This window comes from Paenarthrobacter sp. PAE-2 (assembly GCF_026013155.1).
Classification (GTDB): Bacteria; Actinomycetota; Actinomycetes; order Actinomycetales; family Micrococcaceae; genus Arthrobacter; species Arthrobacter ureafaciens.
The window spans coordinates 21051-35584 of record NZ_JAPDNV010000007.1 but is presented as its reverse complement, the minus strand read 5'-3'; the positions used below and the strand labels follow the sequence as shown (position 1 = coordinate 35584).

Below are 14534 nucleotides of genomic sequence, written 5' to 3'. Positions count from 1 at the left end.
TTCGAATGGACCAGCGTCATGGCGCGACTGATCATCATGGGACCTCCCGGTTCGGGCAAGGGAACACAGGCTGAACACATCGCCAAGCACTTCTCCGTGCCCGCGATTTCAACGGGTGATCTCTTCAGGGCCCATGTCCGCGACGGGACCAGCCTCGGTGCGGAGGCCGGACGCTACATGGACCGTGGCGAGTTCGTGCCGGACCACGTCACCACGGCGATGCTGAGTCAGCGCCTGGAAGATGACGACGCCGGTGCGGGCTTCCTGCTGGACGGGTACCCAAGGACCGTGGCCCAGGTGGAATCGCTTGACGCGCTGCTCGGCACGCGGCACCAGGCGCTGGAAGCCGTCCTGGCACTCACAGTATCCGACGACGAATTGATGGAACGGATGCTCCTGCGGGCCAAGGACCAGGGCCGCAGCGACGATACCGGTCCCGTCATCAAGCGGCGGCTGGAGCTGTACCGGGAGCAGACCCGGCCCGTCATCAGTGCCTATGAACAGCGCGGGATTCTCTTGACCGTTGAGGGTTCAGGGCAGAGGGAGATGATCACGGCAGCAGCCATCGCCGCAGTGGAGTCGGTGATCCGGCAGTAGGGAGGCTCTAGGCGATATCCGCGGTGACAGGCGCCAGTTCGCCGAGGGCCCGCAGGTAGGTGGCGAATCCCTGGGGTGCCCGGGCTGTTGTCCGGGACGACGTGACCACCCTGTTGGTGTCCGTCGATCTGATCAGGAATCCCTGCCGTGACAACCGCGAGGCCAGAATCCGGTCCTCATGTGCCTGCAACTTCGGAAACCCGCCCACGGCCAGGTACGCGGACGCGCGGACGCCGAAGTTGGCTCCGTAAATGTGCGGGTGGTCCTCCCGGAAAGGATGCAGCTCAAGCCAGCGGCGAAGGATCCCTGGGTCTGCGGTGCGGGCATCCGGTTCGACTGAGCCTAAGACGACGTCCACCCCGGCGTTGGCCAACTCCACCTGCCGGATCAGCCAGTTTGTTGGCACGCTGGAGTCCGCATCCGTGTTGGCCAGCCAGACCGTGTCCGGATCGGTGCGGCGGCCCGTGTCGAGGCCGGCCAGCGCGGCCATCACGCCGGCTCCGCGGCTGGCTCCCGTGCTTCGGGCACGGGTTTCAAGCATGCGGACCCGGGCGTCGGCGGAGGCATGGGCATTGACGATATCGCGGGAACCGTCGGTGCAACTGTCCAAAACCACCGTGATGCTGACGGACACCTGTGTTCCTTGCGCGGTTTCTGCCTCGGCGGCCGAGGCCTCGGCACTCCGGGCCTCGGCACCCAGGGCCTCGGGACGTAGATTCCCGGCGCTCAGGGCGTCGGCCGCATGGCGGATGGCGCTCAGGGCGGGGCCGAGTTCCTCTTCTTCGTTATGCGCAGGCACGACTACCGCAACGTGCCGGATCGCCCGCCCTGTCACGCCGCACCCTCCGGGGCGACGAGGACTTCCAGAAGGAAGTCCTTCTCCCGGTACAGCCCCCGGCTTGGCCAGTCCAGCACGCGGCGGGCGGTCCTGTGGACGGTTTCTCCGTCCAATGTCCAGCCGGAGATCGGGTGGCGCCAGTGGCACAGGAGCAGCGTGCCGCCAGGCCGCATGTAGTCCTTGACGCGGTGCAGCATTCCATCGAGTTCATCCGGGCTGAGGTAATAGCCCATCTCTGACACCACTACCAGGTCAAACGTTCCGGAGGGCCATTCCGACGGCACGGTCAGGTGTCCGGTCCCCGCATGGCCCATGCCGGACAGGCGACGGGTGGCTTGGGCAAGGGCCGTACTGCTCGCATCCACGGCCAGGAACCGCTCGCATCGCGGGGCAAGTTCGGCGCTGAGGACCCCGATCGAGCAGCCGATCTCCAGCCCTGACTCGTACGTCTCTTCCGGCAGGGCCGCGAGAGTCAGGGCCCGCTTGCGGCGTTCATACCAGCCCGAGGCGTAGTCCCACGGGTCCTCTTCGCGGGCATGAACGGCGTCGAAGATGGACTCGGCGTCGCAGGCGGTGTTTGACCCGCCGGCTGGAGGGGTCCACGCGAATGTCTCCCAGCTCCGCGAGAAGTGTTGCAGGAACGTAGGGGACAGCAGTGTTTCGTCGCCGGGTTCCTCGGAGAGTGGCTGCGTTTGGGATGCGTGGGAGTGCATGGCCTGTGCCTTGGCCCGGCGTTCCTCATGGCCCAGCGGCAGTCGCACCCACAATTCCCATGTCCCATCTTCCGGACCGGCCCAGAGCCAGTACCAAATGGGGTACTCGAGCAGCCCGTAGCCTTCTGATGCCGCGATCCGGGCCGCGGTGCTTCCGAGGGCATCGTGGTCGGTATGTCCGTCCGAGCGGTAGGGGGCGACCAGGACCACCTTGTCGGCCGGGGCGCCGGACTCGGCCACTTCCCGGCGGATGGCGGCGGCAACGCTATCAACGTGTGCGGCCACGCGACCATCCGGAACCTCTACGAACCGCCACTTGGCGCTGGGCGCCAGCCCGGACACGGCCTCTCCGAACTCAGTGAGCCTGACGGCGGCAAGCTGTTCCGGCGTCGTGGTTGTGGATTCCGGATGTGACGCCTCACCTGCCGTGCACAGCAGCAGGCGGACGGTGGCCCCCAGCGCGTGGAGCCTTGCCAGGAGGCCGCCGGCGCCCAGCGATTCGTCGTCGGGATGGGCTGCCAGGACGACGAACGTCATGCCGGCGAGCTCCTCGGCATCCAAGGGCAGTTCCGGGAGCTCACGAACGCCGCTGGCATCCCAGTCGGCCTCGGGGGTGCCGGCATCGTTGTGGGTGAAGGTCACCATTCGCGGTCCCCTTGCAGGACGCGGGAGCCGAGCTGCGCGTCGTCCCGCATGGCGTGGTGCTGGCGGACATAGAGGGATAGGTCCGCCATGCGTTTTCCGTACGCCTCGTTGAAGGCCAGCGGGCCCGGACCCAGGTTTTGGCTCACCAGGGTTTGGATGCGTTCGACGGCGGCGGCAACGGTTCCGCGGACACGGAGCGCCCCGCTCCACGTGCTGGAAAAGGCATCGGGTTCCAAGGCGTCGATGCGTTCGGCTGCGCGTGCGAGTGATGCGGTGGCGGAGTTGATGGTGCGGTCGATGTCGCCGAGGTGGGCCAGCGCGATTTGGTCAGCCGCCCGCCCCTTGTCCGCGGACCTGGCCAAGGATTCGGCAAAGTCGCGTGCCAAAGCAATGGCACCGCCGAGCCAGCACGCCGCTACGCCCATGCCGCCCCACGCGAATCCCGGCCGCTGATGGTACCAGCCCGGACCCTCGATGATGGTGGCCGGAACCCTGTTGAAATGTACTGGGCCGCTGGGGATTTCCCGTAGTCCACGGCTGGTCCACGCCGGCTCCCCGCAAGTGACGCCGGGGTCCTTAAGATCGACGGCGAAGGCCGCGCGACCCTCTTCTCCGGGCAGGTGCGCTGTGATGACTGCCCCGTCCAGTTGCGAGGCGAGGGAGCACCACGGTTTATCGCCTTCCAGGACGTAGCCGCCGTCGTCATCCTTCTTGGCCTCCAGCTTTTGCCCCGGGCCTTCGGCAGCGAAAACACCCCACGCGCCGTCTGGTTGGTCATGGCCGGCCTGGGCGAGGATATGCAGGGCATCGAGGTGGGGTTCCAGGATCCGCCCCGCCGCGACATCCACCGCCGTGACCGAGGCCAGGAGCTCCCACAGTTTGCCGGTGCTGCCCTGACCCGGGTGCGGGGCAGTCCGTCCGATGTCCTTCGCGATGTCCAGCAGGGCAGGGACATCGCCTATGTGGGTGTGCACGGCGTCGAGCGTGGGCCGCAGGGCTTGGAGCTGCACCGGTTCCGAGCTGATCAGCACTGGTTGGAATTCGGTGGTTTCGCCCATAGATGCCTCCAAGCTGCCGATTGGCCGTTTTCCGGTTCCCACCAACCTACCCTAAGGAGCCTTACCTTTGGGTCCCGAGCCTTTGGCCCCCGAATCCGTCGTGTCCTGAACCTGGTGGGTTGCGAACGCAATCGTACGACGGCGGGTGCTCAACGACTTCCGGGGAGGCAAAAGTTCCCGCTTGTCGCCGCATGAAGCCGCCGATTCACCAATTTTGTCAACTCTGTCACAAAACATTGTCACAAGTCATGACAATTTTCCTACGCTGGGGACGTCAACTCCCCGAGCCAAGGAACATCCCATGCATCCATCCCTCAAGTCCAAAACGTCCCTCAACGACGCCCACAGCCCGCCAGGACAGAAAAGGCTCCGATTTCCAGCCAGCCTGGGCGCAGACCTGCCGGCCTCGCTGGTCGTCTTCCTGGTGGCACTCCCGCTGTCCCTCGGCATCGCCGCAGCTTCCGGTGCGCCGATCATGGCCGGCCTCATCGCCGCGACTGTCGGCGGAATCGTCGCCGGCAGCCTCGGCGGCTCCGTCCTCCAGGTAAGCGGGCCGGCAGCAGGCCTGACGGTGGTGGTCGCCGGGCTCATCGCCGAGTTCGGCTGGCAGGTGACGTGCGCAATCACCGCTGCTGCCGGCGTCGTGCAGTTGCTCCTGGGGCTGAGCCGCGTGGGGCGCGCTGCGCTGGCCGTCTCCCCGGTGGTGGTCAAAGCCATGCTCGCGGGCATCGGAATCACCATCATCCTGCAGCAACTCCACGTGCTCCTGGGCGGGCAGGCGGGGGACTCCGCCGTCGACAACCTGGCAGGCCTGCCGGCCGCCATCACGCGGGTCGAGCTGCACTCCGCGCTGCTCGGGCTGGCGGTCGTAGCGGTGCTGATCGCGTGGAAGTACCTCCCCGCAGCGGTGCGGAAAGTGCCCGGACCCCTGGCTGCCGTCGTTGCTGTGACCGCGGTGTCCGTGGCGGTAGCGCCCGGTGTGGAGCGGGTCAGCTTCAGCGGCTCCCTGTTCGACGCCGTGGCGTTGCCGGTACTGCCGGACGGCAATTGGTTGTCCGTCGGCATGGCGGTCATGACCGTGGCGTTGATCGCGAGCATCGAGTCGCTGCTGTCCGCGGTGGCCGTTGACAAGATGCACACCGGACCCCGCGCCAATCTCAACCGTGAACTGGTGGGGCAAGGCTCAGCCAACATGGTCTCCGGCATGCTGGGCGGCCTGCCGGTCACCGGCGTGATCGTCCGCAGTGCCACCAATGTGGAAGCCGGCGGCAAAAGCCGCGCCTCCGCGATTCTGCATGGGGTGTGGGTGCTCCTCTTCTCAGCCCTGTTCGCGGGCATCATCCAGCTCATTCCCCTGTCCGTGCTCGCGGGCTTGCTGCTGGTGATCGGTGCCAAGCTCGTGAAGATCGCCGACATCAAAACCAGCCTCCGCACGGGCGACCTCCTGGTGTACTCCGTGACGTTGGTATGTGTTGTGGCGCTGAACCTCCTGGAGGGCGTCATCATCGGCCTCGCACTGGCCGCCGTGTGCGTCCTGTGGAGGGTTCTCCGCGCACAGATCCACGTCCACCAACCCGTGCTCGACGGCCAGCCGTGGCGGCTCACCATTGCCGGATCCTGCAGCTTCTTTGCCCTTCCCCGGCTCAACCGTGTGCTCCACTCAGTGCCCGCCGGCCAGGACGCACTGGTGGAACTCAACGCCGACTACCTGGACCATGCCTTCCGCGAAGCGCTCACCGCGTGGCAGGCACAGCAGCGTAGCACCGGGGCCACCGTCACCATCGAGGAACACGGAACCACGGCTTTCACCGATGCCGCCCACAGCGCACCGCAGCGGCAGGACCTGCGTGAGTTTCCGCTCCCGCCGCGATCGTCCTGGCAGCCTGCTGCGCCGGCCGATCAAACAGCGGACGACGACGGACACGATCACCCCCCGCTGCGGTCAATCCTCCTGGGCATCGACAAATACCATCGCCGCTACGCCGACAAAGTCCGGCCCCTGGTCAAAGACCTCACCGAGGAACAGAACCCGGACACCCTGTTCATTGCCTGCGTCGATTCACGGGTTAATCCCAACCTCATCACCAGCAGTGGACCCGGTGACCTCCTGACCCTCCGGAACATCGGCAACGTGGTCTGCCGCGATGATGACGAGGCTTCGATTGATTCCGTCATGGCCTTCGCCGTCAAAGGATTGGCCGTGGACTCGATCGTGGTGTGCGGGCACTCGAATTGCGGCGCGATGAAGGCTGTCCTGGCGGATGCCGAGGGCCCCGCGCCTGCGTTGGGTTCTGGCTTTGATGCGTGGCTGGACCATGCCCGGCCGGCCTACCGTTCACTGGTTGATGGTCATCCTGTTGCCTTGGCGGCAGCTGCTGAGGGGTTCAGCCGCGTGGATCAGCTGAGCATGGTGAACGTGGCTGTGCAGTTGCGCAAACTTCACGACCATCCCGTGACCGGACCCGCGTTGGCCTCCGGGCAGGTGCAGGCCACGGGGCTGTTCTATGACATCAGCACCGCCCGCGTCATCCTGGTGACGGCCGAAGGGATTGAGCAGCTGGATCCGAGGATGGCCGTCAACTAGTCCGTCCCCACCAACACCTGTGCCGCCACGACCCACTTTGAGCCCGGTGTGCCTCCAACACGCCGCATTTCCGGCGCGTTCGGGGCCTCCTGCTGGCCAAAGTGGGTCGTGGCGGAACACGGATCCCATGTTTCACCACCGAAGCATTGGGGAATACTGGGAGGTAGACCACGATTCCAGCTGCTACGGACGATCGTGAGAGGCGGTGGGGCAATGGGCGACCACAACAACAGGCGAAAACTGGAACGTGCTGCCGAACTCCGGGCGGGCCGAGATTCCGTGAGCGATGCCCGGGAACGGGCTGAACTGGACGCGGATGATGCGCTGAGGGAGAAACGCCGCAAGGTCAACGAGGCTGCACGCGCCGACTACTTGGTCCGCGAAGCGATGTCCCAGGGGAAGTTCGACAACCTCAAGTACGCCGGCAAACCGATTCCCGGCCTCGGCAAGGGCTACGACCCCGACTGGTGGGTCAAGGGGCTCATCCAACGCGAACAGATCAGCGGCCTGGGCCCTCCCGCGATTCTGCTGCGCACCGAAGACGCGGAGCTGGAGGCCAAGCTGGACCAGTTCCTCATGGAGAAACAAGTCCGGGAGACGCTGGAGGACTTCAACAAGCGAGTCATCGAAGCCCGCCGCCAACTGCAGGGCGGGCCGCCCGTGATTACCAAGCTGCGGGACGTTGAGCTGGAAGTGGAACGGTGGCGGGAACGGCGTGCTGCTTCCGCCCCGCCGCAACCTGAACCCGAACCGCCGTCGAAACGTTCCTGGTGGCAGCGGCTCTGGAACGGCGGGGACTAAACGTAGCTGTCTTCCCGGGACTCCACACCGGGTGCCGGCTCGGGCTTGCGCTTGAGCAATGAGGCGAGGTGAGCCTGCTGCTGCCGGAAGTGGCCGTGGGCGGTGAGGCCAAACTCGTAGGCAGTCTCAGCGTGCTGGGTGAGGTCCACGCCGGTGACCTCGTGTTCGTGGGTGACGCGGAAGCCGATGGTCTTGTGGATCGCCCGCCCGATGACCAGTGTGCCCAGGCCCGAGAGGATGATGGTCACCAGTACCGCGACGCCCTGGGCGACGAGTTGCTGGAAGCCGCCACCGTAGAAGAGGCCTCCGGCAGACCCATCGAGGGGAAGCGCGATGAATCCGAGGGACAGCGTTCCAATAACGCCGGCACCGAAGTGCACGCCCACCACATCCAGAGAATCGTCAAAGCCGAACTTGTACTTGAGATCCACGAACACCGCACAGGCCGCGCCGGCCACCAAGCCCAAACCGACGGCGGCGAGCGGGCTGATGTTGGCGCACGACGGCGTGATGGCCACCAGGCCTGCAACCACGCCTGAGGCGGCACCCAGGGAAGTGGGGTGCCCGTGCCGGACTTTTTCGACCACCAGCCAGCTGAGCATCGCGGCAGCCGGCGTCACCAGAGTGTTGACCCAGATGAGGCCCGCCTGTTCGGCGGTGGTCGCGGCACCGCCGTTGAAGCCGAACCAACCGAACCACAGAATGGCGGCCCCGATCATGATGAACGGAACGTTGTGCGGCCGGTGGTTGGGGTCCTCTGCGAAGCCGTGACGCTTTCCCACGATCAAAGCGAGGACAAAAGCTGCGGTTCCGGAACTGACCTCAACTACCGCACCACCGGCGAAGTCGATCACTTGTCCGAAGATGCTGGTCAGGGCGCCGCCTGCGCTCATGAGGCCACCACCCCACACCATGTACGCCAAGGGGCAGTAGACAACTGTTACCCAGATCGGCACGAAGGCGGCCCAGGCGCCGAACTTGGCACGGTCGGCGATGGCTCCGCTGATGAGGGCGACCGTGATGATCGCGAACGTTGCAGCGAAGCCGGCCTTGATGAGGTCGGCGGATCCGATGAGATCCTGGAGGCCGAAGTGCGCGAACGGGTTCCCGAACAGGCCCAGGAAACCGTCGCCGGTGGTCATGGAGTAACCCCAAAGGACCCACACCACGCCCACGATGCCAGCGGAGATGAAGCTCATCATGATCATGTTGAGGGCAGCCTTGGCGCGCGTCATGCCGCCGTAGAACAGCCCGAGGCCCGGGGTCATGAAAAGCACCATTGCCGACGCCAGCATCAGCCAGACGTGTTGCGCAGAGATCTCCATCTGCGTTCCCTTCTGATCAAACCTGTCCGAAAACCGGGCCTTGGAAATCCGACCCCTTGCTAACCCCCGATCAATAGTCGGTGAGCTATGTTTCCGGTTCAGAAGAGCTAAGTTGCGGCTAAGTTACAGAAATCCCGCCTTCGTGAAGATCGCGTGACCGGCATGTTTCGGAGATGTTAACGGCGGACCTCCATGCCCCCGGCCGGGTAACCGCCACGCCTGCCGGCGATCATGATGGTTAGCGCGATGGCCGTGGGCAGGGCCGCTGCCAGCGGAATCCACTGCGCCCCCGCGGTGGTGAGGGCAACGGCCCCGTATCCCGCACCCACGGCGATGCCCAGTTGGATGGTCACCACAGTGATCCCATTGGCTGCGTCTTTGTGCTCCCCGCCGGCCCGCAGGATCGCCGCTTGGTTGTAGATGCCCTGCGCGCCGAACGCTGCGCCCCACACCGCCATCAAAACGAAAACGCCCACGGCCGTGGTGCCCAGGAACGGCATGAGCGCGAACACCAGCAGGAGAAGCCCGACGGCGGTCATCACCGAGCGCCGTGGGTAGGAGTCCGCGGTCAGGCCGGCAATCCAAATGCCCACCAGCCCCGAGACACCCACTACGGAGAGGGATATGCCGGTGAACGCTTCGGGCAGTCCCGCGGAAAGGAGGAACGGGGCAATGTAGGTGAAGATCGCGAAATGGGCCAGCAACAACAAAGGCCAGGCGATGGCCACGGCAATGACCCCCGGCAACTTGAGGGCAGCCCGCAGGGAGGGTGCTTTGTGGCTACCCGGATCCTTCACTGCAGGCAGTACCCAGAACGCCAGGAAGGCCAAAAGGACTCCAACTCCGGCAAGGACTACGAACGAAGCCCGCCACGTCAGGACGGTGCCCATCAGTGTTCCGATCGGCGCTCCGACGGCCAAGGCGATGCTGTTGCCGCTGAACACCACGGCCATGGCTTTCCCCATGGAGTGGGCAGGAACAATCCGCGCAATGTACGGGGCCATGGTGGACCACAGCATGCCATGAGCGATGCCGCCCAAGAGTCGTGCACCCACCGCGACGGCGAGGGTCGGGCTTAGTGCCAACAGCACGTTGCTGAGTGCGAACGCGAGCATGGTCCCAAGCAACAGGGTTTTGCGCGGGACGCGGCCGGCCAAGAGACGCGACAAGGGAAGAGCCGTGAAGACGATGATCGCGGCGTATGCTGCCGTGAGCGATCCAACGGCCGACTCGTCCACACCAAGGTCCCGGCTGATCTGGGGCAGCAAACCCGATGGCAGCAGCTCGGTTGTGACGGCCGTGAACCCGGCGGCTGCGAGGACCAGAAGGGCGGACCAAGGTATTTTGCCGGGGCGCGCTCCGGACGCGGGGCGCTGCCGCGTGCCGGACGCAGGGCGCCTTCCGGACACAGCGCACTGCGGCGTGCCGCGAGCCGCCGTCGTTTCCTGTGACAGTGGCTCTTGGGTGTCCTTGATGTCCTCGGTCGCTTGGCTTTCAACTGCGGACGGGTCTTGCTTCAATATGGCTCCTCAACAATGGATCGCACCCGGGGCGTTAGCGCGAACAATGTCAAAGCTACGCAATACTGACGCGCTGAGGGAGTGTCTGTCAGACACCCCCTTAACGGCCCGCACTCCTGCGCAACACGCTTGGAAACAATCAGCGCCCTCCCGCAGACTGGGCCTGTGAAGCCATTCCTCTTGCTAGCAACCCGCGCCGAAGACCACGCAGCCGACGACGAGTACCAGGCCTACATGCGCTACTGCGGCCTCGATGAGCGGGAGCTGGTCCGCGTCAGGCTGGAAGCGGGGCCCCTGCCGCCCATCGACCTCGATGACTACTCCGGGGTGATTGTTGGAGGCAGCCCGTACACCTCCAGTGACCCGGTGGAGGAAAAGAGTGCGGCTCAGATCCGTGTGGAGGGTGAGCTCTCACGGTTGCTGGACCGCATCGTTGCCGACGACTTCCCGTTTTTTGGCGCGTGCTACGGCGTGGGAACACTGGGTGTCCACCAGGGCGCCACCATCGACCGCCAATTCGGGGAACCTGTTGGGCCAACCCGGATCACGTTGACGGAGGACGGTGAACAGGACCCCTTGTTGAAGGGCCTCCCGCGAACCTTCGAGGCGTTCGTTGGCCACAAGGAAGCCTGCAGCCAACTCCCCGTTCACGCCGTATTGCTGGCCAGCTCCCCGGCTTGCCCGGTGCACATGTTCCGCATCAAGGAGAACCTTTACGCCACGCAATTCCACCCGGAGCTTGACGTGGACGGCCTCACCACGCGCATCACGATCTACAAGGATGCCGGATACTTCCCGCCGCACCAGGCCGACGACCTCATCCGGACAGCACGCCAGCACCCCGTCACCGAGCCCATGCGGATCCTCCGGAACTTCACGGAACGCTACGCCCGCTGACACGCACGACGGCGGGAGGCCGCCGTCGTACGCTGGCTTGCTTGACCCTAGCGCCCGGTGGGTCGCGGTACGGCCGGTGCGGTGGCGACCGGCGGGGGTGGGGGAGCCGGCGGGTTGAAGGCGCCGCTCGGGTAGAGCGCGGTGGCTTCCATCATGTAATTGGCCCATTGGGGTCCGGCGATCATGTAGCCGTCCAAGGACTTGTAGAACTTGCCGTTGATGGTGACGTTCTGCCCTGCCCGCTGCTGCCCTGCCGTGGTGTCCCCGAAGAAGGAAGCCGTGGCCAGTCGCGTGGTGTACCCGGCGATCCAAGTGGCCCCGTTGTTGTTGGACGTGCCGGTCTTGGCCGCAACAGGGACCTGGTTCTGGACCTTGGGATTGATGTAGACGCCGGAACCGATCTTGAGGACATCCTGCAACACTGCCGTCACGCCCCGCGCGACCGAGGGTTTCACGGCATCCCGGCATTCAGTCTTTTGGGCATCGTAGTTCCTGCCCTGGACATCGGTGATCTCGGTGATGGCGATCGGCTTGCAGTAACGGCCGTCATTGGCGAAGGTGGCGTAGGCATTCGCCAGGACCAAGGGAGCAACACCGATGGAGCCCAGCAGGTTTCCGATCTGGTGCATGTTGACGGGCGCGTTGTCCAAGCCGCTGTGCAGTCCCACCGTATCCACCATGCGCTGGATGCCGCAGAAGTCGAGCTGGGCTGCCGTGGCGAACGTTGCGGTGTTGATGGAGTTGTAGAGGCCGTAGTTGATGGGCATCGGACGGTAGTAGCCGGCATCGTTGTTTTGGAGGTCGTCATCGGCGCCGAGGTTCTGGGCCTTTTGTGCGCTGCTGTAGCCGCCAAGGACTTTGCCGCAGCTGGAACGCCAAGGGAAACCCACCGGGTAGACCCTGCGTGAGGCATCCACCACGGCCGTGGGATTCTTCCCCTCGTTCAACCACTCGGCGTAGATGAACGGCTTCATGGTGGATCCGGGCTGGAAACCGCCTGCGCCGTTGAGGTCGTAGCCGTTCTCATCCTTGGCGTCGACGTTGAAGTTCAGTTGCGTGTCGAACTTGCCGGGCTCCGGAACGAACACCGTATTCTGGGCCATCGCCAAAATCCTGCCCGTTCCCGGTTCGACCGTGGTCAAGGCGGCACCCCACTTGTCCGGATTTTCTCCAGCCGAAGCGTCCACCTGTGCCTGCGCTGCTGTCTGCAGGCGGGTGTCGAGAGTGGTGGTGATGGTGAGCCCGCCCCGGTACAGGAGGCGCTCGCGGTCGGCAAACGTGGCCCCATAGGTTTCATTGTTGAGGATGAGGTGGGATACGTAATCGCAGAAGTACGTGGCGATCGCGGCTCCGGCGCAGCCCTGAAGGGATGGCGTGATCTTCAGTTCCACAGGCGTGGCCACTGCGGCGTCATGGTCCGCCTGGCTGATCATGCTTTGCTCCAGCATCCGGTCCAGGACCAGGTTTCGCCGGGCAATGGCAGCGTTCGGGTCCACAGTGGGGTCATAGATGCTGGGGCCGTTCACCAACCCGGCCAACATCGCAGCCTGGGGTAGGTTCAAGTCCTTGGCTGAGGTGCTGAAGAAGTACCGTGATGCTGCCTCAATGCCGTATGCGTTCCGGTTGAAGAACACGATGTTCAGGTAGCCCTCAAGGATCTGGTCCTTGGTGAACCTCTTCTCCAGCTCCAAGGCAAGCTTCACTTCCCGGAGCTTGTCGCCCATTGATTTCTGTCCGCTGAGGACCACGTCCTCGGGCCGCCCGTCAGAAAGCCGTGACTCGTTGAGGACGTTGGTGACGTATTGCTGGGTCAGCGTTGACGCCCCTTGCCGTGTGCCCTTGGTCAGGTTGGAAGTCAATGCCCGCATGATGCCCTGGGCATCGACGCCGGCGTGCTGGTAATAGCGGCTGTCTTCAATGGCCACAATCGCCTGCCGGATGAACGGCGACATCTGGTCCAAGGGGACCTTGACGCGGTTCTCTGCGTAGAAAGTGGCGATCGGCGTTCCGTCGGAGGCTACTACCTTGCTGGACAACGACGGCGATTCAACGTCCAGTTGGCTGGGAAGGCTTTGATAGAACCCAATGGATCCACCCACGGTGCTGCTGGTGAATGCCACCACGGGCACTATGAGCCCTGAGATGAGCACGCCGCAGAGGAAACTAACAAAGAAGAAGCCGAAAAGCCTGAACAGGAACCTGCCCAAACCGATGCTTTGACCCTTGTTCCGCGTCATTTTCCTGCCGTTCCGTCCGGAGTCCAGGCTGAAAAGTAGCTACAGAATACGTCGGCTCCTGCAATGGTTCCATGGCCGGGGCAGTCAATTCAGGTCCCAATCAGGACTCAATCCAGGGGCAGCGTCACACTGACGGATGTTCCGCGTCCAACTTCGGAGGAGATGTCCAGGATGCCGCCTGCATCGTGTACCGCCAAGGACATGAGCAACAGCCCGAAGCCGTGCCGGCGTCCACTCGGCGCAGCGTGGATTTCAAAGCCCTTGCCGTTGTCGCGGACGGTGAGTTGGATGCCGTGGTAGACCGCGTTGAGCTTGACGGTCAGTTCGCTGGCACCGGCGTAATTGAGGGTGTTGCTGAAGGTCTCCTGGGCCACGTGATACAGCAGTCCCGCAGATGCCGAGGAAATCTCAATGCCGTGGTGGGGGATTTCCCAACTGACCTGTACACCGGAGCGGCGCAATGGCTCGGCAAGCCGGTCGATGCACCCCGCAACGCCCAGCGCGTGGAAGTCCACCGGGTGCTGGTCCTGGATGATGCCTTTGACGGTCATCACCTCTGCTTGAGCTTCTGCCTGATCCATCATTCCCCCACGTCCTTGTGTCCTTGCTGGAGATTCGTAGCCGAAACCTCCGTTGATGTTTCGCCTGCAACCAGAGTCACGCCGGATCATCAAGGATCGGGTTCGTTTAGCTCAATTTCCCATCAAGTTTCAGTGGGCCGGTGGAATCAGCTGAGGCCGTCCGCTTCGAGTGCAGCTTGCTCGATGCTGAACCTGTGCGCGGCCCATTCCTCGGAGTTACGCCCGGAGATGTTGGGATCATTGGGCCCTTGACCCGCAGAACCATCGATGAGTTCCCGGATGATGTCAGCGTGGCCCGCATGCCGGGCAGTTTCCACGCACATGTGGACCAGGATTTGGTGCAGAGTCACGTTCTTTTTGTCCTCGGACCACCAAGGCACCACGCCCGGCGCGTCGAGGGGTAGTGACTCGATGGTTTCGTCGCTGCGCTTGGCGGAGAAGTGATGCAGGTCGATGATGTCCTGCATGCTTTCATCAGCCGGGACCCACATGTCGGCATCGGGTTCGGCGGAGTCCGCATACCACGGGAGATCCCTCCCGTTGGGGCGTCCGAAGGTCTCCCCGAAGTACCCCAGTTCTACGCTGGCCACGTGTTTCACCAGCCCCAGGAGATTGGTGCCGGTGGGAGTCATGGGCCTGCGGGCATCGTATTCGCTCAAGCCCTCTACCTTTCCGAGCAGGTCGGCCCGACGGGTGCGCAGGTAATGAAGCAACGTTGCTTTGTCATCCATGCGAGCA

12 protein-coding genes are annotated in these 14534 nt (G+C 64.3%); 4 read left to right on the top strand and 8 right to left on the bottom strand.

What is annotated here, in order from left to right; genetic code table 11:
- The first annotated feature begins 18 nt into the window (after positions 1–18).
- Entirely contained in the window at positions 19–597 is a 579-nt protein-coding gene (locus OCL88_RS05950) for an adenylate kinase (protein WP_264961998.1), read from the top strand.
- A gap of 7 nt (positions 598–604) precedes the next feature.
- On the opposite strand, the gene OCL88_RS05945 is transcribed toward OCL88_RS05950, so the two are convergent.
- Genes OCL88_RS05945 through OCL88_RS05935 form a run of 3 tightly spaced genes read right to left on the bottom strand, consistent with a single transcriptional unit; the run spans position 605 to position 3851 of the window.
- On the bottom strand, positions 605–1432 hold the full coding sequence (locus tag OCL88_RS05945; RefSeq protein WP_264961908.1) for a glycosyltransferase: 828 nt from the start codon (positions 1430–1432) through the stop codon (positions 605–607).
- A complete protein-coding gene (locus OCL88_RS05940; RefSeq protein ID WP_264961907.1) occupies positions 1429–2793 on the bottom strand; it encodes a bifunctional PIG-L family deacetylase/class I SAM-dependent methyltransferase in 1365 nt (454 codons plus the stop codon). Before OCL88_RS05940 ends, OCL88_RS05945 begins: the two co-directional genes overlap by 4 nt.
- Positions 2787–3851: an acyl-CoA dehydrogenase family protein gene (locus OCL88_RS05935; protein ID WP_264961906.1), complete on the bottom strand. Its 1065-nt coding sequence runs from the start codon at positions 3849–3851 to the stop codon at positions 2787–2789. The genes OCL88_RS05940 and OCL88_RS05935 overlap by 7 nt, the downstream gene beginning before the upstream one ends.
- A gap of 301 nt (positions 3852–4152) precedes the next feature.
- Between OCL88_RS05935 and OCL88_RS05930 the strand changes: the two genes are divergently transcribed.
- Both OCL88_RS05930 and OCL88_RS05925 read left to right on the top strand, forming a co-directional pair.
- A complete protein-coding gene (locus OCL88_RS05930) occupies positions 4153–6435 on the top strand; it encodes a bifunctional SulP family inorganic anion transporter/carbonic anhydrase (protein ID WP_264961905.1) in 2283 nt (760 codons plus the stop codon).
- 213 nt (positions 6436–6648) lie between these two features.
- Positions 6649–7236 (top strand): DUF1992 domain-containing protein, encoded by a 588-nt coding sequence (locus OCL88_RS05925; RefSeq protein ID WP_264961904.1) that lies wholly within the window; start codon positions 6649–6651, stop codon positions 7234–7236.
- Here the strand turns inward: OCL88_RS05925 and OCL88_RS05920 are convergent.
- Positions 7233–8561 (bottom strand): ammonium transporter, encoded by a 1329-nt coding sequence (locus OCL88_RS05920; RefSeq protein WP_264961903.1) that lies wholly within the window; start codon positions 8559–8561, stop codon positions 7233–7235. The two genes, OCL88_RS05925 and OCL88_RS05920, sit on opposite strands and share 4 nt — an antisense overlap.
- Before the next feature lie 176 nt (positions 8562–8737).
- Positions 8738–9970, bottom strand: a complete 1233-nt coding sequence (locus OCL88_RS05915) for an MFS transporter (RefSeq protein WP_264961997.1) — start codon at positions 9968–9970, stop codon at positions 8738–8740.
- A gap of 276 nt (positions 9971–10246) precedes the next feature.
- On the opposite strand from OCL88_RS05915, the gene OCL88_RS05910 reads away from it, so the two are divergent.
- Positions 10247–10978, top strand: coding sequence for a glutamine amidotransferase (locus OCL88_RS05910; RefSeq protein WP_264961902.1), 732 nt, complete (start codon positions 10247–10249; stop codon positions 10976–10978).
- Between the two features lie 47 nt (positions 10979–11025).
- Here OCL88_RS05910 and OCL88_RS05905 read toward each other — a convergent pair whose 3' ends face one another.
- From OCL88_RS05905 to OCL88_RS05895, 3 genes are all read right to left on the bottom strand, one after another.
- Positions 11026–13215, bottom strand: coding sequence for a transglycosylase domain-containing protein (locus tag OCL88_RS05905; RefSeq protein WP_264961901.1), 2190 nt, complete (start codon positions 13213–13215; stop codon positions 11026–11028).
- A gap of 107 nt (positions 13216–13322) precedes the next feature.
- On the bottom strand, positions 13323–13796 hold the full coding sequence (locus OCL88_RS05900) for a sensor histidine kinase (protein ID WP_043427142.1): 474 nt from the start codon (positions 13794–13796) through the stop codon (positions 13323–13325).
- A gap of 146 nt (positions 13797–13942) precedes the next feature.
- Positions 13943–14527 carry a DinB family protein gene (locus OCL88_RS05895; protein ID WP_166186590.1) on the bottom strand — a complete coding sequence of 195 codons (585 nt, stop codon included), beginning with the start codon at positions 14525–14527 and terminating at the stop codon, positions 13943–13945.
- Positions 14528–14534 lie beyond the last annotated feature (7 nt).